We start from the raw sequence: 24,670 nt of genomic DNA, 5'->3' as shown, positions 1-24,670 counted from the left end.
TAGTTTTGTATAGGTTTTTCGGAGCGGTTTTACTTTCAGACAATATGCAAGTTAAATGTCCAACAACTTACAAACTATTTCTCATCTACCCCCTCTGCTTTTTTCATGATACTGGCTAGGATGGGGAGCGTCATGGAAGGTGACACTAATTGCTAGCAGTGATTGGTGGACAGTTTGGCAGTTTTTTGGATAGGTCGCTTTCCGGCAAGAGCAGTCTGGACTCGAAATAGTTGCAGAAGGGCGGGGTCGTGGCAAAGCGATCGCGCTGCTTGATACTCCACTCCATCAAGCGATCCAAGCGTTCGTCCGGTTCGAGATTTTCAACCGAGTCCACATAGGCTTGCAGGTGGTTTGCGCTTACCTGTTTCCATTGATCGTCGGGCAACTCCCAGGTATAGAGGAACTGCGACTCTGCCGAGCTTGCGTCAAAATTCTCAGCATTGCTAGGTTTTGCTCCCGTCTCCTTAATCTTGGCGGCAAAGTCTGTGGGAACGCTGCTGACTCCATCAATTATCTTGCCGTTCGTTATTTCTTTGGCGTATTTCTGAAGAGAAGCGCGTTTAGAGGAAAACAACGGGTTTTTGTAGTCCACCATCAATAGGGCGGCTACGAACTTGTCCGTCACAATCTTCGATTGCAGCAATTTTTGCGTCACGTAAATGTCTTCCGCCGCTACCTGCGGCACGTAGTAAGCAAAATAGGTCTCGCCTGGAGCCTCATATGCCGTTTCGCTAGTGCGGGCGAACCTTTTGGTGCCAACCAACTTGAAGTCATGTTTCTTCAAATATTCATCATATTTGTCCCGAGGCAACGTCACCGAAAGAGGTGAGTAGTCTAACTTCAAGGTTGTCTGCAAAAGCGTGTCTGCTAAAAAAGTGTCGTTGGGAGGAATGCCAGCAATAGGAGAATTTTCCGGACTTGTATTGTGTCCATCGCTTTGAACGTCACTGGACTTAAAGTTAACGGTGGTAGTAGTGGTCAAGTGGCGCAACATTTTATCGACATCATTAACATAAGCGATGCTGCCTTCTTTGCGGATGCGCTCTTTGAGCCAATTTTTGTAGTAGTTTTGAAAGGTGCTTCTGATGACCTGTTCAAACACCTCGGCACCGTGCCGTTGCAGAAAGAAGTTCTCCGTGGCGACTTCCTCTGGAAGGAACGTTGCGGAAATATTGGCTCGCTGAGATTGCCAATTATTCCAAGGAAGCTCTATCTCCCTCATAACCGGAACGCCGTTATGATGACAGCTAAAACAACCTTGTCCGATCGTTTGCGGTTGTTGTGCTTGAGAAGTCTTGCCCGCCCAAGCCCACAGAAAAGGAGACTCTTCACTCTCCCCTACTTGGGGTCTATGGACATAGTAGTTGTATTCCTTGCTTTGGTCGTCAAAAGACACAACCTCAATTAAAGACTGAGTCTGATTAGTGCCAGGGGCAGGTATGGAGAGCATAATTTTGCTATCGTTTTCATTCGGTCCCCAATTTATGTTGTAGCGAAGACTGCGACGCTCGTTCCTTGCAGCAACGGTTGTCGGGATTTGCGATCCTTCCCCGACAAAATAAATCGTCCGCTTATAACCAAATTTGTCGGCGATCACCTGATTGAGGTCTTCAGTGGTCGCTGGTAAACTTCCTTGACGCAGCAAACTCTTAGCAAACGGATCGTTGAGCTTCTCAATGTCCGAGTTGCTAAGAGGCGTTATGCAGGTGTCCAGCCCCTCAATGAAGCGGTAAATTTTGTCTGGAACTAACGCTGGGCACTTCTGTGATGAGAGTGTCGTGCTAGCTTCCGCCGAGGCGAACCAAATTCCGCCTAACAGCGAAAGTAGGGTGATAAAAACCACTAGACTTATCTTTGTAATAGTCAATCTTACAAATCTTAAAGATTTTGTAAGCATACGTTTCTCCTCAATCTTGCCATAGAGCTTGATTTTTTCGCGCTAAATGTATTGAAAGCGACATTTTGAGCTTACCGCAAAGTATACGAAATGACCACTTTTTTGATATTAACGCCGAATGTGAATTAGTCAACCGCAACGGGAGATTTTAGGGAATTAGGACTTACGCATTGACAACTAGTCTAAACTCCAGTTGGCAGGCACCCGAATACTGATTGTGCAAAAAGCTGTTTACTGAGCAACCTTATCTTTTGCCAAAAGACCATCTTCTATCGCTGGTTCAATAGCTTTGCAGTATCTGAAGTGGTATTGCGATTGCGTTTAAACATTCTCTGATGCAGTAGTAATGAGCAAATTAAAGTTTAAAATTATACGGAAGTTTTTTATCTTCTGTCAAAAAAGATTAAAATATGTTTAAAAAAATTTTTTCTTAAGATCAATTAATTACATCATAAAGTGGATGTCAGATTTCAAAATATGAGGCGAGTGTTAGAACGATGAATGATTCTCTCAATACTGACGAAAAACAAGCTTCCACAGCCGACTGGCGATTAGCTCCTGGCTACTTACATCAAAGCTATGCAGATTCTGAATCAGTACATATTTTATTAGGTCGTTTCTTAGCGGATAGAACCTCTGAAAATCCATTAGTAGAAAAAGAACTATTTTCTCCTGATGGTAGTTTTAAATGGGGACACGCAAAGCCATTAGAAAAAGTGATTAATTCACACCAAGATTTTGAGTTTTTACTCAAACATCCCAATCTGTTACGCAAGTCCATAACTATTATTGAACCTTGGCAAGATGTGGGCGCTGGTATTCGAGCTTCCAAAAACATTGCCTATATTACCCAGAAGGTGGCTGACATGGACTCAGTCTTATTGCCTGTTTGGTCTTGTGGAGTGCTTGATCCAGAGATAGTTGTTCCGGCAATCACCTCTGGGTATGCGGTGGTTGTAGAAGGAGGTAATCCATCAGCATACGATCCATCCACTTGGACAAGTCCAGCTTGTTCGCGAGAGGATATGTTTGCATTAGTGGAAAAATTGCTGATTTCGCGTTCTCGAGCTAGTGCTCCCGTCATCTTCATTTGTGCTGCGCATCAATTTGCTGCTGAATGTCACATACGACTGATCCGCAAAGCCGTTAAACAAGTCCTAAGCACGACATCTCTAGAACGCGACAAGGACAAAAGAGCACTTAAATCACTGCAAGCGGTTGCAGAACGCATCGAGGCTATGGGCAAGACACTCAAAGTCAAAAAGCATGATGGACGTCTGGTTGCCTCAAACTGGAATGATGACCAGTTTGCCGTTACGCACAATGAATCACAGGAATTTGCCAATCGCATATTGTTGCCCTATCAATCTCCTGACGGTGAAATATCAGGTATTCCTTGGGAAATTATTCATGCTCATGATGTGACGTCCGACACCCATGAAGGTGTGATTGACACGACGATTCAATATGAACGTGAAGTCTCGATTTCCATGTTTCACTTTGATGAGGTGAATGAAGAAGCAATACTATTTGCTAACTGGGCTTACCACAGTATCCATGATGCCATTGTTCCTTATCGGCACGTGATAGCTGGAAGCCCATTGTCATGGTTGATACAACTGCCTGATTCTGTCGAAATTCTTTGTTCAACAGCAGAAAAAACTGGTGAAATAGTCACAGAATGTGCGGCTACCTGTATTAACTATAAAGACTTTGAGACCAAGAAAATCCGACGCTCGTTTACTTGCCAGTTTCATCCAGAATTGCTAGATGATCACGGTGAGATTGGTAGCGGTGAAGCTCCTTCTCCTTCCTATTCAACCCTGAAGAAAAGTGATGGTGTCCGCTTATTGGTACGACTGCTGTATGCAGGAATGCAAGAGTGATGCTCTCTGGATGCACCACGCAACGGATGTGTCAAATGGACACATAATTTGGCACTCAATGAAATTCCCAAATACCACTGACATCTACCCACTTAGTTAAAATCACGTATTTTTTAACTAAGTAAGTAGGCGCGATTAAACCTAACTATGTAAAGTTTTGTAGGGGGAAAGGTTAAAGGTTAAAAGGTAAAGGTTTTTCCCTTTTCCCCTTACCCTTTACCCACCAGATTTAAAGGTTGAGAAAAAATTGTCAGAATGTCCGTTCTGGAATTAACTTCTTTTCTCTAATTTGTAGCAACTTTTTCTCCTCTGACAATTGAATCAACTCCATCCCAATAAGCTTCTAGCAGTTCCAAGTATTTATTTATGCCTGCCTCAAATAATTCCCGTCCTTGTTGATGGATAACGTAAGGTGCGATCGCATTAAACGCATTATTGCTATGTCCAATTTCCACATTCAGGTGCATCAACCAATGCTTCCTAACATTCTTGTCATAGCCTTGATTTTCTAACCCATCATTGAGCTGAGTTGCCAACACGGCGGACATAGTTTCATCAGCATACAATGCCCCCAAGCTCTTTTCAATTGGGGGTTCACCGTAAAGCTTCATTGCTCCTTCATTGATCGCTGTGGTTGTGGGCAAGCACTTGTAATTGTCAATTTCTTCATCGCTAATCCCAAGTTCGTTGATTTGCTGACGGAAAAGCGTCTCATGAGTGACCTTACCTCCAACTTCATCATAAACGTTGAGTACCACTTCCCGTAAAATATTATAATCACGGGTGTTAACTGCCATACTTGTAATATAGAATGGCTCGTATTGGAAATAGTACCAGCACTCCAGATAAAATTTCTTTTCTTGTTCTTTGGTGAACTTGTTTTTTCGATAGTAGTTGAGAAGAGGATGCTCTACTGCTCGGTGATTGAGAATATACTCCATCTTCTCATTGAGATAATTTTTGACTTCTTGATCATTGACCTTCAACCGTTGACGAACATCAGGCTCTTGTATTTCGTCAAACTTTTGAACTTTTATAGCTGTCATTGAGAATCTCCTTTTTGAGTTAGATGTTTTTGAGTTAGATGTTTTTGAGTTAGATGTTTGCGAACTTTATTTTCGTCCTTTCTCATGTGGATGTTTTTACGCTCACATGAGAAACGGTTCTACCGTTACCCTGATGGAATGGCATTAAAAACAAGGTTTTCTCGGTTCGGTTAACAAAGCTTACAAATCACTCCAGGCAAGGAAAACAGCCCCTGACTGCCATTTTATTTCTGATTAAGACATCAAGGCAGCGATAGAACCAACAGAACTAAAATTTTAAGTATAGGTACCTGCTTCTACTTCTTTTTCTGCCCACCAGCGATCATTACCATTAAGATTTCTTTTCTCGTCATCAAGGCATCCCCAAGTCATGTTGATCATAATACGAGTCGCATCACGATTTAGGGGTACTGTGCGATGAAGAGTTGTATCTGATTTTAATAAATAAATGTCACCACTAACAAAACCATAGGTACGGATAGGATTCTCACATAGGTACTCATGAATCCTGGGATTAGACTTGTCCCAACTGGTATGAGGAACACATTGCAACATACCACCATATTCAATCGGTGGGGTTTCCAGAATCCAAATCAGGGCAAAACGATAATCTCCCCAGTGCCATCCGTGGGTGTCGCCACTCTTTTCATGTCTGGTAATCAAAAATTCTTCGTCCTTCGATGGACAAGGTAAGAAAGGTTCACCACCAAGTTTTTCCAGAAAGTTTAGCAGTGATTTTGATCTATATATAGTATTAATGAACTCGCTGTTGGCGGCAATAGATTCACTGGTGACTACACTCATTTTCCTGGGAGTATTTCCTGTCGTTGCCAGCTTTAAATCGCGTCGCTCGGAGTATTTTTCTAAAAGCCTGAGAGCCTCTTCTTTCATCTGTTGACGAATGTTGAGAGGCATGATGTCAGGGACTTTGATAAATCCCTCTCGCTTAAACTTTTGATGGAGCAATGGTAAAGATTCCTGGGAAAAATGAAGATTGAGATTGTCTTGAATCTGCTGTTCCCAGTTATTGACTATTGCAACTTGTGTCATTTGAAGTTCTGAGTAACTTGATACAGAATTTTATTATCCTTGTTTTTTTTTTATCCCGATATTTCCTAAACATTTTTTAATACGATGCTGCTTTGTGAAGGAAATTACGCAGTAAAACAAGGGTAAATTCGTTCCTGTTTAAAATACGAGAACAAAGGAAATAATAATTTGAGTTACTTTTTTACTTTGAGGCTATCATACAAGTTCACTCAGTTTTGTCTGAGAGAATTCATTGCATTTTGCATAACCCTCAGCTTTACACAAATGCTTATATTTGCTCAATTTTTGGAAATTTTGTCTGGGGAAAATAGGCGCGCGTTGCGTGCATGTTATCATACCATAAGTTCTCTCTAAAAAAGCGATATCTCACATTGAGAGTAAAATCGAGCGTCTCACCAACTTTACCGAATAAAACTTACCAAATTTAGGTAAGTGGTTTATTTTAGACGATGTTGCCCCACGACATAATACTTGTTTTTTATTAACTATCAAATTCTTATTCCGAAACTGATTGTACCATGACAACAAGCAGGGAGTTTAATTCCTATTCAAGAAATTGTCTCAAAAAGCACTACATATAAGTTTATCAGCCTCAAAGGATTGCCAAACAATGCTTTGAGGCGAAAGTCATCAAAGCCGGTCAAAAAGAAGGGTATGGGTTAGGCAAACCCTACACCCTAATTTTTGTCAAGAAGAAGGGTGTGGGGTGTTGGGTGGGGGTGTAGGGAAAATTACTGGGGGCTTGACCCACCACTGATTTAAGACCACTGAATCAGAGATTCAGTGGGGGCTTGGACCCTTTTGTTTCGGGGGTAGAGTGTACTAAAAACACGATTCTTCTTTTGCCCCTACCCCCTACACCCCACCTCCTACACCCTGTTCTCGGTCAAAATTTATCAAAATCCTTGTACGGCAAGAGATTTCACTCTTACTGGTTTGTTTCTACCCAACGAGCTGCACCATCTTGGCATGAGAAGGTTTTCCTTTATCGTTAACGTGACATCCTCCCACACTAACCGCAAGCGGTATAGTGTGGGCTTCCAAGGCTCATACCTTAGATTTCCTGGTTACTCTGTTACGAGATTTCGCCACTGGCCTAGACTGACTTGCATCAGTCCCCGGTAGATCGACTGCACAGGCTGTTTCCATTCCCGTCTGCCCACGCATTTGTCCCCTAAAAATTTGGGCAGCCTTTGTAATGTTTATCTGTGTTCCAAGACGAGTACGCGTTCTAATAAGGCTGCCCAAATTTTTTCGTGTAAGACCTCGACCGACGGTACTAACGAGTTTGATTCCTCGGTTTCTAATATTCTGACCTGCTGCCACATCTCTATCAGTCGTGTATCCGCAATGTGGACAGATGTGAATTCTAATGCTCAGGTCTTTTTTGACTAAACCACCACATTCTGGGCATTCTTGAGAAGTGCAAGGGCACTTTTAGCCGTTGTCTCTCGTAGTTTCTTGAGCGCTTTTGTAATCTAGCTAGTCTGCGTTGCAGCAATTTCAGCTTGCTTTGCAGCTGCTTGAAAAACTTTGGCGGTTTTACGAAAACACCATCGCTAGTTGCTAAAAACTTGGATAAAACAGCATGTAGTAGCCCGGAGGACTCATGTGTTTGTCCGTGGGTGCTGTGAAGGAAACAAAGGAAAACAACTTTCCATTGCTACAAGACGCCTAAAATTGCGTGTCATTTTCATTGTTATTAGAATTGGGAATCGGTTGTTTTGATCGTGTGTGAATTTTAGACTTCTTGCAAAAGTTCAAAAAAAATGAATAATTAACCGCAGATAAACGCAGATGGACGCAGATAAAATTTACGGCGTTGCATAATTGAAGTATGAATTCGAGCGTTAAGCTAGCTGCGCCTCCGGCAATCGTTATGCAGTGTCCAAGGTGTGCATTAAGTCATATCCGCAGTATGGTTCCGATGCGTTGCGGGCGCTGTGCGCACGCAAGCTTGAAGCGATTGCATAATTCATACTTTGACTCAGCAACGCCAAATTTGGCGTTGCAGAATAGAAATATGAATTAGAGCGATCGCTATGAAATGTCCAAGGTGTGAATCAACCCATATTCGTAAGAATGGGTGGCAACGTGGTAAACAAAACTACATATGTGTTAACTGTAAACGTCAGTTCATCGAATCTTATGACCAGAAAGGATACACAGAAGATATTAAAAGCGAGTGCCTAGAAATGTACGTCTTAGGTTGCTGGTTTCCGTGCGATAGAAAGAGTTAAAAAAGTACATCATACTACTGTGATAAATTGGGTGAAGCAAGTGGGTAGAACTTTACCAGATACACCTTATAGAAGTGAAATACCAGAAGTTACAGAAGTTGATGAACTCGAAACTTTTGTTGGCTCAAAAAAAACAAGATTTGGCTGTGGACAGTAGTAAATCATAGTGTTCCAGGGATTATAGCTTGGGTTTTGGGTGATAGAAGTATGGCTAACGCCACGCTTCGCTAACAGAAACTTTTAAACATTTGTGGATAGTAATAAAGTGTTGGCAATCTTATTTCTACGTAACAGATGGTGAGACAGCCCTGCAAGAAGGTTTCCTTCTGTAGGGGACTGCGAACCCGAAGGGTTATCCTGTTTATCCTTGCTTTATTAGCAATGAAGACCATATCGTTAGTAAGACGTATATGACAAGAGTGGAAGGTGAAAACAGCCGTTTAAGGCATTATCTGGCTCGACTACATCGTAAAACTTTTTGTTACTCGAAAACCGAAGAAATGCTTAAATACTCAATTCGGTTAGTAATACATTATCTCAAGTATGGCTCAGTGGCGCTGCGGGCGCATAGCGCCCGCAAGCTTGAGGCGATTCCTACGGAGAGCTACGCTTAACGCATGATTCATATTTTGGTTCAGCAACGCCCCAAATTTACTTATGCAAGAGGTCTATTGCAGTCGCACTAAAGCTACTCCCAACAATTCGATTCAACTGTGCAATACCTTCGCCAATTTTTTAAAACGCCCGCAGAATGAAGGTTTCAGGCTATGGATTGAAAACCCAATTCAAAAGCCTGAAACCCTTACCGTCTGAAGCATTTAGCTTTTTTGTCTGGCTCTAACCCTCTAATTTTGGCCAAAGTATTGCTGTGATATGACACTAGTTTCTGGAAAGAGAACTCGTTCTCAAATGATTAAGTAATACTATTTGCCAAGAGTTCCAGAAGGAACCACTTCTAACAGTCCAAACCGTGCCGGACCAGCAGAACCGTCGGAATTTGTCAAGAGGAGCGATCGGTTGCCCAAGGGTGCATCCGCTGCCACAGTCAGGGTCAGGATAAAAATTTGGGAACCTTCTTCTTCTCGAAAATCGTTCTTTTCTACGGTGACTCCGGGTGCCCCCACGAACTCAATTTTGGCATCACGCTCGCTATTACGAGCTTTAAGAGCAACTTTGTCAATCGTCGTTCCTTGCTCGATTCTCATATTTAAATAGGAACGCTCGCCGACTTTGAGCACATTGAGTTCCCGCAAGACATCGGGATAAGGCAAAGGCTTGTCGGGGATTTCGACACACCGATAAGACTGAGGGGGGGTTTCTTGAGGGATGCCCTGACCGATTGCTGCAACTGTAAGGGTTTCCGCAATTTGAGCGCCGTACTCGATTGGGAATCCATTAATCGAGATGTCGCTCACCGTAAAGCCTAGTTCTGGTGGAACTTCGTAAACGGCATGAAGAATGAAATCGTAGGTTTCTTTACCTTGGCGCTTGCGACCGCGAATCACTTTCCAGTAATCAGATGGCTTGGCACCGCGAGGCGCTTTGCGGGGGAGCTTGTAAGTTGTGAAATTGGGTTCTTGGAGGTAAAGCCCTATAGGGTTTTTGAGAGTCACTCTCACGCCCGAACCCAACCCTTTTGGACCGCGCACTAAATCGTTGACTGCTGCACTAATGTAGGGATCGCTATTGCGGCTGGGGGTGCCATGCAACCCGCAGTTGAGGAGTTTGCTGGGGTCAGTGATAGGATTTCCTTGTTTGTTCTGCCGCACCATTGTGGACTGTCCTGTTAGGAACATTGCCCCGAACTGGAAGTTGAAAGTACCAACCATATGAGCTAAACCATCGGTTGACTTATTATTCCACTCATTGAGATCGTTGTAAGCCGGTCGTCCGGTCTGGGGATCGACAATTGGATTACCACTATCATCCCGCAGATACAAATCTTCTAGTTTGACTTGCTCGCCAATGAGTTGCTTGTAAAGGCGCAACACGGCATTGGGAGAGACATCCCACAAGGCGTACCAGTACTCTCGGGTTTCACTGCTGAATGAGACTTTTGTAATTTTCCCCTCAGCATTGCGGGTGACAGTCCACTCGGCATATTCATCCTGCCAACCCCGAGGACCTTTCGGCTCGTAGTCGGGATCTGGCGTTCCATTATCGGCATATTCCCAAAGTTTGCGCCGACCCGCTTGAGGAAAAGTATACTTAATACGGTTGGGATAGGTCGTCCAAGAGAGGATAACTGTTGGCGCTCCTTCGGGAACTTCGGTTGTTCGGGGATTGTAATAATCGGTGAGGGCGGGTTGATTGGTGAAATTCCAAGGCTCGTTTTGCAAGACTCGCTCGGTCAGACGATTGACATCTTCGTTCCAGCGCGATCGCAGCAGTTGTTCAAGTTGTTCTTCACCTGCTTGAAAATCATTCTGAAATCCCGGTAGATCGAATGTAAAGCCGGGGGCACTTTGAGCAAAAACTTTGCCGTAGCGGTTGAATTGCAGTTGATGCAGACCCCAAACGGTGAATGCTGCTCCTGTGGCTTGCAAAAAATGACGGCGCGAGAATTTCATGATTTTAGTACTCCATTTATCCGAAATTTATCCGAAATTAGTTCTTGCTGTAAATTTTTCGTTTTAGCGCGAATTTTCACGAGATTGTAATAGAGTGCGAAGACAACAGTCATGGGAGAAACAAGCGCGAATAGCGCTATCGTCAACTTTGAGTCAAGGCGATCGCGCTTGCTGGTAGTTGTTGTCTTCTCACCAAATAAAGTCAGGACTTACGCACGAACAACGTAACTATAGTCATTGCGCCGAATGCAAGTGCGTGCCGTTGGCGCAGCCTCTGTTGCTCTTGAGAAGGCATAGGGAAGCAATTGCAACCCGCTCTTTTTTGCAGCGCGTGCGTAAGTCCTAAAAATCAGAAGTCAAAGCACAACTGCTGCGCCAAGCCCGGTAGGGGCTATTGAGTTATGACGCTTGTCGCACCAGACTCAAAACTAGTTTTCAGAACTCGTTGTAGGAAGCGCTGGACACTCCGGCACTTCGGATAGGCTGGTTTCCGGAAACATTAGTCTGACTTCGTACAACGCGCAGAAGGGTCGGGTTGAGGCAAAGCGATCGCGCTGCTTGATACTCCACCGCATCAGGTAATCCAAGCGTTCGCCCGTTTCGAGATTGGCAATGGAGTCCACATAGCCTTGCAGCCGCTTTGCTGTTAGCTGTTTCCATTGCTCGTTGGGCAACTCCCAGGTATAGAGGAACTGCTCTTCTGCTGTGCAAGCGTCAAAATTTTCAGCATTGCAAGCTTGTGCCCCTGTCTGTTTAATCTTGGCGGCAAAGTCTGTGGGGACGCTGCTGACTTTATTGGCGATCGTGCCAGTAGTGATCTGCTTAGCGTATTTCTGAAGAGAAGCGCGTTTTTCGGAAAACAACGGATTTTTGAAGTCCACCATCAATAGGGCGGCGACGAATTTATCCGTCACAACCTTCGATTGCAGCAATCTTTGCGTCACGTAAATGTCTTCTGCTGCTACCTGCGGCACGTAGAAGGCAAAATAGGTCGCGCCTGGATACTCAAATGCCTTCTCGGTTTCGCGCGCGAACCCTTTGGTGCCAACCAACTTGAAGTCATATTTATTCAGATAGGCATCATAGTCATCCCGAGGCAAACTCACCGAAAGGGTGGAGTAATTCAACCCCAAAGTAGTTTGGAAAAGCGTGTCCGACAAGAAAGTGTCGTTGGGAGGAACGCCAGTAATATCAAGGTTCTTCGGACTTGTATTCGATCCTTTGCTCTGAACGTCAGTGGACTTAAAGTTAACGGTGGTAGTGGTGGTCAAGTAGCGCAACATTTCATCGACATCACTGATAGAAATGGTGCTGCCTTGCTTGCGGATGCGCTCTCTCAACCAATACTTGTAGTACTTTTCAATCTCGCCTCTGGTGAGAGACTCAAATATCTCAGCACCGCGCCGTTGCAGAAAGAAGCTCTCGCTGGCGATTTTTTCTGAAATGTTAATTGGGGAAATATTGGCTCGCTGAGACTGCCAATGATTCCAAGGAAGCTCTATCTCCCTCATCATCGGAATGCCGTTATGATGACAGGCAAAACAACCTTGTCCCATCGTTTTGGGTTTTCGTGCATAAGAAGTACTGCCATTCCAAGACCACACAAAAGGAGCATCACTACTGACGTTCACCTGGCCTGAGTTGATATAGTAGTTGTATTCTTTGGTTCGCTCGTCAAAAGCCATAACCTCAATAAACTGGGGACGTCGCCCAGCAGGACCCGACGCCGGGGCGACAAAGATTTTGGCGTCGTTTTCATTCGGTCCATAACTGAACTGATAGCGAATATTGCGAGACTCTTCCCTCGGAACAGCGGTTGCCGGGATTTGCGACCCTTCCCCCTCGAGGAAAACCGTCGGGCTATAACCCAAAGTAGACCCAATCGCCTGATTTACGTCTTCGACGTTCTCCGGGAAAATTCCCTGACGCAGCACACTCGTGGCAAACGGGTCGGTGAGGTTCTGAATGAACGAGTCGCTCAGAGGCGTAATACAGGTGTCCTCTCCTATAACGAAGCGGTAAATTTTGCCGGCAGCGACAGGCTCGCAGTTGGGTGCGACTTCCTGGCTGCTAGCTTTGATCGAGGCGAGCCAAGACCCGCCTAAAACTAGAAACAGAGTGAGAAACCCCACTACGCTTACTCTGGCGAGCTTCGGTCTCAAAAATTTAACGAGCATATATACCGATCCTCAATTTGGCTATTGATTTCCATTCGGTCTAACTACAGATGACGAAAACCTCGAATATAGGTTAGAATTACCAATTTTTGACGATGTCGGTATTATATAACACAAACAGTTCTCGTCAATGTTATGTCACGAAAATTTGATTAATAATAAATCTCTTGCAAAAGTTAATCTGAACTTTACCCTCGTGCAAATGTACTAAAAAGTCCTTAAAGCCTTGCTAAGCAATGAACCTAGCTCTTGACGCCAAGATAAGTGTGCCCATATAAGCGATAGAATTATTGGCACATCTGTGGTAAACTAAGAAACGGATCAAAGCCTCAAATTCGCTCCGCAAGACCCTTTGACCGAAGAAAAGCAGAGGGCAGAAGGCAGAAGACCTTTAACGGTGATGCCATAACTATCGATTCAAGTAGAAATATTGGAATTGTTTAGTTTAAATGTTGCACTGAGAAGATTGCTTTAGTGCATATCCCATACCTTCATGCAGTAACCTAGCAGCTAGAATTGCAGTCTGATCGTTCACATCCCGCTCTGGGTTTAACTCGACTACATCCATACCAACTAAATTCCACCGTGCCTGTTGGATCAGATTGAGTACCTGTCGTGAACTCAATCCACCAGGAACAGGATGGGAAACTCCAGGAGCAAAGGCTGGATCTAGACCATCTAAATCGATGGTTAGGTAGACTGGTGCGCCTTCTTCAAGGTGTGGCAGTGCTTCTAATTGTTCGGGTAACTCACGCGCTGACACCAAATGAAAGCGATCGCTAAACCGTTTAGCCTGCTGGTTTTGAATTTTGTTCATGGTGCGAATCCCAATTTGGGTAATTGAGGCAATATGCTTCAACTCTAGTAAGCGAGCTGCTACACAAGCGTGAGAATTGGGATTGTCATCCAACTCAGGATACAGATCAGGGTGTGCATCAATTTGCACAACATGAATTGGCTCACCTAAGACATCCAACGCTTTACCAATTGGAATAGTTACAGCATGATCGCCACCAGCAAAAAAGGGGATTTTCCCCGCACGAAATAGAGACTGAGCACTTTCGTAATAGCTCTGTGCTGTTAACTCCCAAGAACTTTGTGGTAGCCAGTCTCCCAAATCGAGCACAGCAGCCGTCAACTCGATACCAGATTCGGTTGTAGTGTTGTAACAATAGCCATCATAAGCGTTACGGATTCTTTCTGGTCCTTTAGCGCAGCCTTGACGGTAAGACGACTGTTCATCATCTGGCAAACCCACAAACACTAATTGACTGTTTATCTGAGTTTCTGAAATAGTCGTGAAACAGCCACCAAAAGGAATCGCTGGTTTGGAAATTTGCACTTTTTACCTCGCATGATTAAGAAACTTGGCTCCAGATTGACTCTTTTTAGGCGAGCGCCCAATTTTAACTCTGTAAAAACTGATCATGGTAGGAGTTACGCATGCTCACAAATTAACCATGTTGTGTTGGCATAGCCTGCGCGCAGCGCATAAATTACTGGAGTCCACCAAACCCGGTTTCGCAAGAGTTACCAGGTTTCTAAATTTTTCACAAATGATTTATGACTGCTATAGGTAAGGAATTTCTCTGATTTGTAGGTGTTTAGATAAGTCTTCTAAACTGCCACCACCCTTTTTATTGCCTTTGATTTGATATCGGTACAAAGCTGCTGGTTCAATTCCTCTAACTCGACTCAATTCGGATTCAGTTAATTTTGTACAAAATTCGGCTTCCCAAGTATCAGTTACACAAAACGTACCGATTTGTTCGACGAAACGAGCAACTTTGAAGCCCAAATTTTCACACTGGTTCAGTCCATCCTCAATCCATCTAATGTGGTACGGACGCGCTTCTTCTAGAGCGGCAAATGGCTTTGATTCTCCGCCGAAGACTGCCCAGAGAATAGGCATTTTAGCCAGGTTAAAGTTGATTTGACTTAACTGAGGTTGAACCGAGATGAAGGTATTATGTCCCAATTCAGTGAGTTGACTAATAACGGGCATTCTGATGTCTGCCCATTGTTGATTTTCAACCGATGTGCCCCACCATATGTGCTTTTTAGGAGTTTTCAATAACCCCATTTGTTTGATCCACTTCAGCATCCGCTCCGGATACTTAGTGAGGATTAAGAAGATATGGCGATCGCACTCGTAGACCATTTGAAATATTTCTTCTAACCAAGCATCTTCTACCTTCTCATACCAAATATCTGAGATATCGCCGATGAAGTACGAACAGGGATTTTTTCTTTTCCTTGGCTGTTGTAGTACATCTGGAAAAAAGCGGACTTCGCCATTCCAATGTTTGGTTTCAAGGTCTACGACTTCCTTGTATTTTTCACTGCCAAAGCGATTGACAAGGGATGCTGCAATATGCTGCGCGTAGCACAACTTGCACCCTGGAAATCGGGGGATGCATCCAGCTGTGGGGTTGAGAGTTTCTCTTGGTTTTTCTGGGTTGTCGGGAATGACAACACATTTAATTGTGGTTGGCATTATTTATTTAAATAGGTTTTAAATTTCTTTCTCTGTTTAATTTTAAAATACTTATGGTGAAAAGCTTGACAAGTGACTATAAAGTGATTGATTGTATGAGCTAAGCCAATACAGTTAAGTTACAGCAGATTGCAAATTGGTGAAGTACTGAAATACCCCACCCGCGCTGTTGCGCGCCCCCTCTGTTCCCCCGCGACCTCGGAGGGATGAAAGGGGGGTGGGAAGGTTGGTCAGAGGTGTACTCCATTTAAATGCAAAGCGCTGTAAGACAAATGATTAACCTTTAACCTATGTAGAGATGCGTTCAGACGAAGTTCGACACGCCTAAAATTCCAACCGTTCAGCCCTAACTGAACCGTATTGCAAAGTAACCTGCCTAATAAAAACTTTTAAGTAGGCAACTATCTTGAAATCTCAGCAAAAGCGTTAGTTTTTGTCGAAAGTCCAAATGTGAGTCAATATCATGAAAATCAAAACTCTAATTTCCTCTATTAGGGCCATCTGCTTTAGCCTTGTGGTGGTGCTCGGTGTGTTTTTTATCACTGCTAAAGCAGCTTCTGCTGCAAATATCAATGAGCTACTAAACAAACCTGTTTTGATTGAAAATCAAGTGACAAAGCGGTATCTGTTTTCCGATGGAGTCCCAATCAAAGGAAAGCGAGGAGATGAGGGAGGCTGGTTAGCATCAAGCGGCTTTGAAAGTCCTAAAGTCGTTGGAGCTGATGCCAATTACTACAATCGTGCCCTGTGGACAATTATACCAACTGGTGATGGTTTTATCTTTGAAAATAAAGAGACAAAGCGGTATCTATTTTCCGATGGAGCCCCAATCAAAGGAAAGCGAGGAGATGAGGGAGGCTGGTTAGCATCAAGCGGCTTTGAAAGTCCTAAAGTCGTTGGAGCTGATGCCAATTACTACAATCGTGCCCTATGGACGATTACAACGCCATTGTCACAAACCACAGAAAGCACAGATAGATACAAGTATTTGAGGAAAGAAACATTCGAGGGCTGTTTGTCCTAGATTTCTCACAAACTCTGAAAAAATCGAGAACCAAGTTCAGGCAATTCGCGCTAGAGATTCGGTTTCCGCCTATCCAGTCCTTCCACCGTTGCTAGGGAAAGGGGTTAATAACAATAAGACGGCTGGAAAAGGTAAACTTTTCCAATATTCTCAGTTTACCTTTTCCAATACCCTCGTAGTACTCACCTTCTTTTGTAACTGGGTACTTGATTTTTGCTAGCCCGCATTAAACTCCAGAACTTGAGCGTTCATCACCCTTGCTAGCTATCAAGCCTTAGAAATCCCTATAAATTGACCATCCCTAGCGATCTGGACTTGGGGAGGAAACTGCTGTATTCCACCTATGTCACTTGCTTTAAAATCTGAGGGAGGATAGTAGTTAGCTGGAAGAGCACCTGGCTTACCTATTGTCAACCCTGGACAAGGCTCTGCCGAGGTTGCCACTTGAACAAAGGGATTGTTAGCTCTACCATCATCTAACATGTAGATGTTTTGCATCATGCCTTGGTCTTCATGGTTGAGAAGGTGGCAGTGGAAGACTTGCTTACCCCAATAATCCGAGAAGCGAAGGCGAACCTTGATATAGCCAACATTGCCTTCCTTTATTTGTAAGTTCTCAGCACTGAATGATTCATTAATCACTTCGAATTTGGAACCAGGAACTCCATAGCTATCGTACCAAACCGCCTCTTTTGGGTCAAATTTAATCGGCTTATCATGGACGTTGGGATTGTACACTTCAACAACTTGGTAGGGACAGACGTGGATATGGAAGGGGTGAACCACATTGGTGTAATTGTAAATAATCCATTCTTCGCAGGTGTTGAGTTTGACGAGTTGTGCCGTTTCGTTGCGGTGGTCATGTTCGATGAATCTGCCTGGGTTGTATGGCTTGACTTTATAACTCAGATTTTCCGTACTTTCTTTACCAGGAATGTATGAGATGTAATCATCTCCTGTCTTGGGAGTGAAAGACTTGCCATTAATCTGAAATAGTCTGGGGTTGGGGTTAGCTTCTCCTGGGTTGAGAATGCCTGCCAGAACATCTTTGTAGAACTGTGTCTGGTTTGAATCATCAGTCTGTGATACCACTTGGTAAGTGTTGCAACTTTGCGTTCTTATTGTTTCGTATATCCCGAAAACAACGGGTCGAAGGTAGATCTGACCCGACTCTTCCCGCAGCATCTGATCGTCTGTAATCGGTTTAAGATAGTTGGGTACTTTTCCAGGAATCTTGCTGGGAAGTTTTTTGAGCTTGGCAACCGGAGAGCCGGTTACTGTTACAGTAGCCAGTACCTGCGTCTTGAGTGGTCCTTTCTGCATCAGTGCAGGTATGTCGGTCCCAAGGTTACCTAAATTTCCTCGTGCCTCCTCCCACTTGCCTTTAATGACCTGGTAGGTTCCTGGTTCATTAATCTGGATCAAGAAGTCAGCTCGATTCCCAGGATTAAGAGGCAACTCTTGCACTCGCTTAGGCGACTTACCGTAAAAGCTAATGCCATCAGCGGCGATCTGATGCATATCTTGCGGTGCTTGTGTGCCGTCTTCCCCAACTTTGACCAGCTTAATGTTAATAAAGCCTCGCACCGTTGCCGTTGCGTTGATAAACCGCCAGCGATGTAGTTCCCCTGGCTGCATAGTGAGCTTCGGTTGGTACACGCCGTTAATGGTAAATTGGTCGGATGAAGGGCTACAATTATAAACCATCTGATCGCCAGGGACGGGTGGCAAGTTGGGGTCTGGTTGGACAACCGGGTTGACACTGAGCACTTCCTGAGCTATCCAGACTAAATCTTGATCGACAGGTATGACGGCATCTCCTTCTTCTTCGACAATCAATGCCCCCGACATCCCATCAACAACGTGTAATGCCGTAGAACCGTGATTGTGGGGATGATACCAATGGGTGCCAGGGGCGTGGAATATCGGGAGGACGACTTGGTAGAGATGCTCGCCCGTGCTACCTTCTTCCCCTTTAGGTTTAAGCTCCACAAACGGATCGTCGGAGGAGCGAACCACCTTAGAGTCAAGACTAGACACTGTCTCACCATTGGCATCAACACTCATCGGCGAGACGTGAAACCCGTGAAAATGCAAATTCGTTGTGTTGAAACATTTTGGCTTGTCAACGACCCCATGACAGCCTGTACCGGGGTAGGGAGGCTGCGGATAGTGGCCAGGTTCATTGGGGGGTAGATTGTTACGGAATTTGACATTTAACGTATTTTGTGATAAGTCGCTCGCTTTGAATCTGAAGGTTGGTCCTGGTCTAATCGGTTGTTCTTTAGTCGGTACGAAAGCGCTTTGATCGTTATAGCGGTAGTAACGCATGGTTACTGCTTTTTGAATTTCGCCCGAAGGCATGGGAATGTCTTGTGAGATGTAGTCAATTGCCAATTCTGTGGGCTTATCCGAGGTTCCGAGAGGGGCAACTGGCGGCTGCGGGAAAGTCGATGAGGTCGTGGGGGTTAACTGTCCGAATTTACCTCGACCGCCGCCACCGCCGCCACCGCCACCACCGCCTCGCCCGCTTCCAGGAACTCTTTGGGCTTCAGCAGGGAGGGCAAAGGCAAACCCGGCTGCGACTCCTGCGCCAATGCTCAAGAAATGACGTCTACCCAGATGCGATCGCTGGGCTTCTATCTTCTGATCGTGGTTCTCTTGTTGCTGAGAGTGCTCTTTCTGTGTCATTATTCCGTTTTCCTTAAAATTTTTAACCCTTCTTCAAAGGGAGTCCAGCTTTTTTTTGCTACTAACGTAAGTTGCTAGTTATGTGGTTATAAACCGTATCTCAATAATACTAAATCTCCAATAACGAGTATTTATAAATACTCGTTATTGGAATTTTATACTTAAGAAAAGGCATTTTTTGATAACTAGCAACTTGGGTTACTAGGAAAAAAGCATCACAATTGCCTGCTCTTAACCAAACTTCATAAGCATATAGATATAAAAAACCGAATCACAGCCAGTCCTGCCCCTTCAATTTGAAATGACCTCTACGACAGACTTTGGGAGAAGAAAACTAGTTAAGGAGGGCTGGCTCGGTTTTTTGCAGTGGATCCACATACCTCGCCACATCCCTATCTATGGTTGCTCAAAACTTTGATAATTTGAACAAAGCAATGACGTGTTTCCAGATTATCTGCGTTCCATTCGTCAGAAATTGTCAAAGAGAATCAAATAACTAGAGAACTAGTTACTATGCATCTTGCCTGACACGCACTCGCACGTGATTCATCTCGTCTATCAACGCACTGACTCGCCGTCTCCAATCTTGTCCTGTATTTTTTGCTCGTAACTGTGTCCTTGATGCTATCCAATCTTGGATTAATTGCTCCTCCTGCTCCTCGTCTCCTTCATCCATACCCATAAATCGCAGAAAATAGGGAACGTCCCACTCTATCATACGAGTCCACACATCGTAGGGAGCTACCGTCCAATCGACTTGCCAAACCTCTTGCAAAAGCCTGATGAAAATTTTCTCCTCTGGAGGACGATTCTCTTTGTCTACTTCAGCTTGTAATGCGTCAACTAAAGTTTGTTTATCCATAATCTGTCTGTCAAAATCCAACACCGTTTTTTTTATATCGCATATTGTTGCACCATTTAATTAAAATCTGTAAAGGAAATCGCATGATAATTACAAAAAATTTGATAAAAATTCCAGATCGATCTAAGAATGTTATTGCTCTAGTTATGCTAATAAGATTAATTCAGATCTTGCACCAATACCTATAAGCTTAGGCTTAGTCAAAAACAGCGCAATATAGTTACATAACTTTATTGGCTTTTCCCTGTAAACTAAGGGCTTTAGGCTTAGTACGACGGATTGTAAAAATAACATAAATTTTTCTTGATCCAAAATGTGAGTTAACCTAAAAAACGTCACAATGTAGAGTACATTAATATAGAATGTTATAACAGCAAACGTTTCCTACTTAGTTGGTAAGCAACCAACTTCAGTTGGTAATATACACTATCGAACAGTGCGCCCGACAAAAAATTTATGTTTCATTGAGTTGATCTAATTAGCTATAGCAATTTCCAAATTTATAATCTTTAAACCTGGTATGCTTTAAAAGTAGATGACGCAAATTTTTGCGCACAAAAATATTTTTGCCCAACATTTATGGTGGGGAATGTGAGAAAAATAATAGAGGAGATATCACGACCTATTACAGCAGTGAAATACAGTCCCCCATCTTTTGATTGCCAAGCTGATACCTACGATCAGCGCGTCGGCTTGCCCGAAATAGTCTGCCGCGAGATAGTTGGAGCTGTGTTGGCGATCGCTCTTGTCCAACCGGGCGATTTGATCGTGGAGGTTGGAGCCGGAACTGGTGCGATCGGCAAGTGGTTTGTTCAGTCCCCAGTTCGATATGTGGGATTAGATCTTTCCCAACCCATGCTCGATATATTCCGGATGCATCTAGACTCCGAAGCGGACAATTGGAAGCTGATCCAAGCTGACGGCAATCAACAGTGGCCGATGACAGATAGCACAGTCCGTGTCATCTTCAGTTCGCGGGCGATACACTTGCTGGAACTCGAACATGTTGTTAACGAAAGCTTTCGTATTGCCCGCAGCGAAGGTGCAGCCCTGCTTCTTGGCAGAGTTGAACGGCAAAAAGAAAGCGTGAAAGCACTGATGCAGCAACAGATGCAACATCGACTTCAGCAACTTGGTTTCCAGGGACGCAAAGGAGAACAGAAGCAGCGCCAACTTATTGAATTATGTTGCCAGCGCGGTGCTAAGGTGATAGATCCTGTGGTCGTCTCGCGGTGGAAGGTTGCGAGTACACCGTGGCAGTCGCTTAATAGCTGGCAACAGAAAGAGGGTTTGGCTGGCATACACCTGCCCAGCGATATCCAACAAGAGATCCTCAACGATCTCCAAATCTGGGCAGAGGCAAACTTCGGCGGACTTGACCAACGAGTCGAGTCTGAAGAAGCCTATGTCCTACAGGGCGTTTATCTTCCGCCTATTGACTGATTGTAATCAAGTTTAGACTCTGTCAATAACCCCGCCCTATAGAGGGACGGGGCTTGCAAGAGGCGAATCTTGCGTGTTTGACTAGCCCGTTGAGACACTGACTGACACGTACTACCGGATACTTCCCCAGTTCGGTCTATTTACAAACTGTTTCGCCGACAGTGTTGGGTAATGCCAAGTCATTCTGTCAGTGTTGGGCGAGGGGACATCAACTCCTAAAGGAGAATTATCTTAAATGCGAATTCCAGTAGTTTCAAAAGACGGAAAACCACTTATGCCCACAACTCCTAGCCGTGCTAGACGTTGGGTAAAAGATGGTAAAGCAATCAAGCGATGGTCAAAACTCGGTGTTTTTTATGTACAGTTAACCGTTGCTCCAAGTAACACCAAAACTCAACCAATTGCTGTTGGACTAGACCCAGGCAAACTCTACTCTGGGGTTGGTGTTCAATCTACCAAATCAACATTACTAATGTTGCACGTTATTTTACCGTTCAAAACGGTAAAAGACAGGATGTCCCAGAGAGCAATGATGCGACGTGGTAGACGTGGTAGACGCATTGACCGCAAAATTGCGTTCCACAAAAGAGCACATCGTCAAGAGCGATTTGATAATCGCAAACAAAAGAAAGTACCTCCTAGTATCCTCGCCAACAAAACGCTTGAACTGCGAGTTTTGAACGAAATATTTAAAATCTATCCCGTTCAAAACATCATTGTTGAACGTGTCATGGCGCAAGGTAACAAAGGATTCAGTCCTGTCATGGTCGGGCAATTATGGCTACTCAAGCAAATAGAAAAACAATTCGGTCTTGAACTCTCAACCATTCTAGGATGGGAAACTTCTAATTTGCGCAAGCAGTTAGGATTACCCAAAGACAAGCAAGACAAGTCACGTCAAGTTCCAGAGACTCACGCCGTGGATGGCGTCACGATTGCTGCTAGTCGTTGGATTAAGTACGGAATAACATCAATCAACAGCATGGGTTGGAAAGGTCAGGTTGCCATAACTGCTTCTCAATTCGCCATCATTAAACGTCCTCCGGTTTCGCGTCGTCAATTACATCTCATGGTTCCGGCGAAAGGTGGACTTAGACGCAAATATGGCGGAACCGTAACTCGACATGGTTTTAGGAAAGGTGATTACGTTGAAGCAACCCAAGTTGCAAAAACTTGTCGCGGTTGGGTAAGTGGCGATACCGAAAAACAAGTTTCTGTAAGTGATGTGTCCTGGAAGCGTCTAGGACAATTCACTGCCAAGAAAGTCCGATTGATACAGCGAAGCACGGGATTGATCGTGCTGTCAACTCGGAAAGTGTCAAACCTCCTCCCACCCTTGGGAGTCGGCTTGACCTAGCAACCTCACCCGCCCTGCTTCGCTGAGGGACGGGGTATCTCGCGGAAATACGATGAAAAATACGATTCTTTCTGAGAATAATACGCTCCTTTGTGAGAATGATACGCTCCTTTCTGAATTGGGGAAATCCCTAGTTACAGGTTCACTGAGTGACGAGCGAGTGCTAGCAGAAACTGGTCGCGAACCAGCAATTAAGATTTTACCTAACGCTCATGTCATCAAAATTGGTGGACAGAGCTTCATTGACCGGGGTCGATCTGCCGTTTTTCCGTTGATTGAGGAGATTGTAGAAAACCTCGGTCATCATGAGATGATCATTGGCAGTGGCGGAGGAACCCGTGCTCGTCATGCTTATAGTGTCGGGCTGGATTTGGGTCTTCCGAACGGCGTTTTGAGCGTACTTGGTACTTTTGTCAGTATGCAAAACGCCAGAATGATCAATTATCTGTTAGCTAACTACGGCATCCCTTTTATTGAACCCGCACAGTTTGGGCAGCTTGCCCACTATCTAAAAGAGCGTGGAGCCGTAGTCTTCTTTGGTATGCCACCTTACACCTTTTGGCACAAAAATCCATCTGTGGGACGGATTCCGCCTTACCGCACTGACACTGGTACTTACCTAGTTAGCGAAGTGTTTGGCACGAAATCCATGATCTTTGTCAAAGACGAAGAAGGACTCTACACTGCCGATCCAAAGAAAGATCGCAACGCGAAGTTTATCAAAAAGATATCGGTGGCGGAACTGAAGGCGATGGATCTGCAAGATGTCGTTGTAGAACGCTCCGTACTCGATTTGATGGAGAACGCCCAAAATCGGCGCTCAATTCGGGTGATTAACGGACTCGAACGGGGAAATCTAACCCGTGCCCTCAATGGGGAAGATGTGGGCAGCCTCATCTATGCTGACTGAAATTGAATAACGAGCAATTGACAACATGGTCTACACAGAAAGAAACGGCGACCAGCGCCACCATCTCAAATCTATGCTAATGCGGGAGAGCCTTCTTGATAAGGATCTCCAGAAATCAACAGAAACTCCGGTCATCCGCATGCTACCGGACGCTCATGTCATCAAGATTGGCGGAAGATCGATTATTGATGCGGGACGTGCGGTGACTTACCCGCTGGTTGAGGCATTGGCAACCTCTCTCCAATCAAAGAAGCTGATCATCGGTACTGGTGGAGGCGCTAGAAGTCGGCACCTCTTCTCGATTGGTATTGATTTAGGCATGCCCACCGGTGTGCTAGCTGAACTAGCCCAAGCTGATGCCCTCGGCAACGCTCACATTCTTGGTGCTCTGCTGGCTCCCTACGGAGTCGTCGCCATCCCGCCGGAAATCTTTGGTCACCTCTTACCACTGTTCATCCACACTGTACCAGGAGTCATCTTTACTGGCGTTCCGCCTTATTCCCTGTGGGAGCATCCTCCGGCGCTCGGACGCATTCCGCCCCACGGCAGCGATACTGGCTCTTTTCTCCTAGCTGAGTGCTTCGGTTGCAAGAATCCGATCTTGGTCAAAGACGTTGACGGACTCTATGACCAAGATCCGAAAACAAATCCAACTGCGAACTTCATTGGCGAAATCTCCTCCAGCGAGATTAAGAAGCGCAACTTTGAAACCCTTCCTTTTGATCGCATTTTGCTCGATTTGTTAGACCATTCGAAGCTGATCCGGCAGTTCCAAATTGTCAATGGGCGGAAACCGGAGCGGATTGTAGCTGCGTTGCAGGGCGAACACGTCGGTACGATTGTCTACGCTGGGTAACTGACTCACCTGAGTAGAGGTACAGTCAGGGCGAGCACACCTTAAAGTAGCATATACATGATTGACAATTGAATGTATATGTGCATTTAAGCTATCAGTGTTTGTGACAAGTTTAAGCTGAACTTCCCCCGGTGCAAATGTACTAAATAGTCTGAAAAAGCTTG

Annotated in this window: 16 protein-coding genes and 1 pseudogene; 7 read left to right on the top strand and 10 right to left on the bottom strand. The window is 44.6% G+C overall.

Annotation, left to right across the window (positions count from 1 at the left end; translation table 11 throughout):
- Window positions 1-145: 145 nt before the first annotated feature.
- Window positions 146-1,897 carry a hypothetical protein gene (locus DP117_RS24490; protein WP_169220838.1) on the bottom strand — a complete coding sequence of 584 codons (1,752 nt, stop codon included), beginning with the start codon at window positions 1,895-1,897 and terminating at the stop codon, window positions 146-148.
- Window positions 1,898-2,394: 497 nt separating this feature from the next.
- Here DP117_RS24490 and DP117_RS24485 point away from each other — a divergent pair, with 497 nt between their 5' ends.
- Window positions 2,395-3,783 (top strand): hypothetical protein, encoded by a 1,389-nt coding sequence (locus DP117_RS24485; RefSeq protein WP_169220837.1) that lies wholly within the window; start codon window positions 2,395-2,397, stop codon window positions 3,781-3,783.
- Between the two features lie 284 nt (window positions 3,784-4,067).
- Here the strand turns inward: DP117_RS24485 and DP117_RS24480 are convergent, their stop codons facing one another.
- From DP117_RS24480 to DP117_RS36490, 3 genes are all read right to left on the bottom strand, one after another.
- On the bottom strand, window positions 4,068-4,829 hold the full coding sequence (locus tag DP117_RS24480) for an iron-containing redox enzyme family protein (RefSeq protein ID WP_169220836.1): 762 nt from the start codon (window positions 4,827-4,829) through the stop codon (window positions 4,068-4,070).
- Window positions 4,830-5,105: 276 nt separating this feature from the next.
- Window positions 5,106-5,879, bottom strand: coding sequence for a hypothetical protein (locus DP117_RS24475; protein WP_211176317.1), 774 nt, complete (start codon window positions 5,877-5,879; stop codon window positions 5,106-5,108).
- A 1,047-nt stretch (window positions 5,880-6,926) separates the two neighbouring features.
- Window positions 6,927-7,247 (bottom strand): hypothetical protein, encoded by a 321-nt coding sequence (locus DP117_RS36490; RefSeq protein WP_339380971.1) that lies wholly within the window; start codon window positions 7,245-7,247, stop codon window positions 6,927-6,929.
- Between the two features lie 674 nt (window positions 7,248-7,921).
- Between DP117_RS36490 and DP117_RS24465 the strand changes: the two are divergent.
- Window positions 7,922-8,733 (top strand): annotated as a pseudogene (locus DP117_RS24465) (IS1 family transposase).
- 309 nt (window positions 8,734-9,042) lie between these two features.
- Here the strand turns inward: DP117_RS24465 and DP117_RS24460 are convergent.
- From DP117_RS24460 to DP117_RS24445, 4 genes are all read right to left on the bottom strand, one after another.
- Entirely contained in the window at window positions 9,043-10,689 is a 1,647-nt protein-coding gene (locus DP117_RS24460; protein WP_169220835.1) for a hypothetical protein, read from the bottom strand.
- A 428-nt stretch (window positions 10,690-11,117) separates the two neighbouring features.
- Window positions 11,118-12,866 carry a hypothetical protein gene (locus DP117_RS24455; protein ID WP_169220834.1) on the bottom strand — a complete coding sequence of 583 codons (1,749 nt, stop codon included), beginning with the start codon at window positions 12,864-12,866 and terminating at the stop codon, window positions 11,118-11,120.
- Window positions 12,867-13,311: 445 nt separating this feature from the next.
- Window positions 13,312-14,208 carry an agmatinase gene (speB, locus tag DP117_RS24450; RefSeq protein ID WP_169220833.1) on the bottom strand — a complete coding sequence of 299 codons (897 nt, stop codon included), beginning with the start codon at window positions 14,206-14,208 and terminating at the stop codon, window positions 13,312-13,314.
- Window positions 14,209-14,436: 228 nt separating this feature from the next.
- The gene (locus DP117_RS24445) at window positions 14,437-15,363 is read right to left on the bottom strand and encodes a DUF5131 family protein (RefSeq protein ID WP_169220832.1); all 927 of its coding nucleotides are present in this window, start codon (window positions 15,361-15,363) and stop codon (window positions 14,437-14,439) included.
- Window positions 15,364-15,826: 463 nt separating this feature from the next.
- Here DP117_RS24445 and DP117_RS24440 point away from each other — a divergent pair, with 463 nt between their 5' ends.
- A complete protein-coding gene (locus DP117_RS24440; protein WP_248277810.1) occupies window positions 15,827-16,387 on the top strand; it encodes a hypothetical protein in 561 nt (186 codons plus the stop codon).
- Between the two features lie 267 nt (window positions 16,388-16,654).
- On the opposite strand, the gene DP117_RS24435 is transcribed toward DP117_RS24440, so the two are convergent.
- Both DP117_RS24435 and DP117_RS24430 read right to left on the bottom strand, forming a co-directional pair.
- Window positions 16,655-19,078: a multicopper oxidase domain-containing protein gene (locus tag DP117_RS24435; protein ID WP_169220831.1), complete on the bottom strand. Its 2,424-nt coding sequence runs from the start codon at window positions 19,076-19,078 to the stop codon at window positions 16,655-16,657.
- Window positions 19,079-19,589: 511 nt separating this feature from the next.
- A complete protein-coding gene (locus tag DP117_RS24430; RefSeq protein WP_169220830.1) occupies window positions 19,590-19,940 on the bottom strand; it encodes a hypothetical protein in 351 nt (116 codons plus the stop codon).
- Between the two features lie 591 nt (window positions 19,941-20,531).
- On the opposite strand from DP117_RS24430, the gene DP117_RS24425 reads away from it, so the two are divergent.
- The 4 genes from DP117_RS24425 to DP117_RS24410 all read left to right on the top strand — a co-directional run bounded on the left by DP117_RS24425 (window position 20,532) and on the right by DP117_RS24410 (window position 24,506).
- Entirely contained in the window at window positions 20,532-21,383 is an 852-nt protein-coding gene (locus DP117_RS24425; RefSeq protein WP_211176316.1) for a class I SAM-dependent methyltransferase, read from the top strand.
- 235 nt (window positions 21,384-21,618) lie between these two features.
- Window positions 21,619-22,740 carry an RRXRR domain-containing protein gene (locus DP117_RS24420; RefSeq protein WP_169220828.1) on the top strand — a complete coding sequence of 374 codons (1,122 nt, stop codon included), beginning with the start codon at window positions 21,619-21,621 and terminating at the stop codon, window positions 22,738-22,740.
- A gap of 52 nt (window positions 22,741-22,792) precedes the next feature.
- Window positions 22,793-23,650: a uridine kinase gene (locus DP117_RS24415; protein WP_169220827.1), complete on the top strand. Its 858-nt coding sequence runs from the start codon at window positions 22,793-22,795 to the stop codon at window positions 23,648-23,650.
- Between the two features lie 25 nt (window positions 23,651-23,675).
- Window positions 23,676-24,506 (top strand): uridylate kinase, encoded by an 831-nt coding sequence (locus tag DP117_RS24410; RefSeq protein ID WP_169220826.1) that lies wholly within the window; start codon window positions 23,676-23,678, stop codon window positions 24,504-24,506.
- Window positions 24,507-24,670 lie beyond the last annotated feature (164 nt).

The organism is Brasilonema sp. UFV-L1, from assembly GCF_012912105.1.
Taxonomy (GTDB): domain Bacteria; phylum Cyanobacteriota; class Cyanobacteriia; order Cyanobacteriales; family Nostocaceae; genus Brasilonema.
This window is presented reverse-complemented; position numbering and strand designations above follow the sequence as displayed.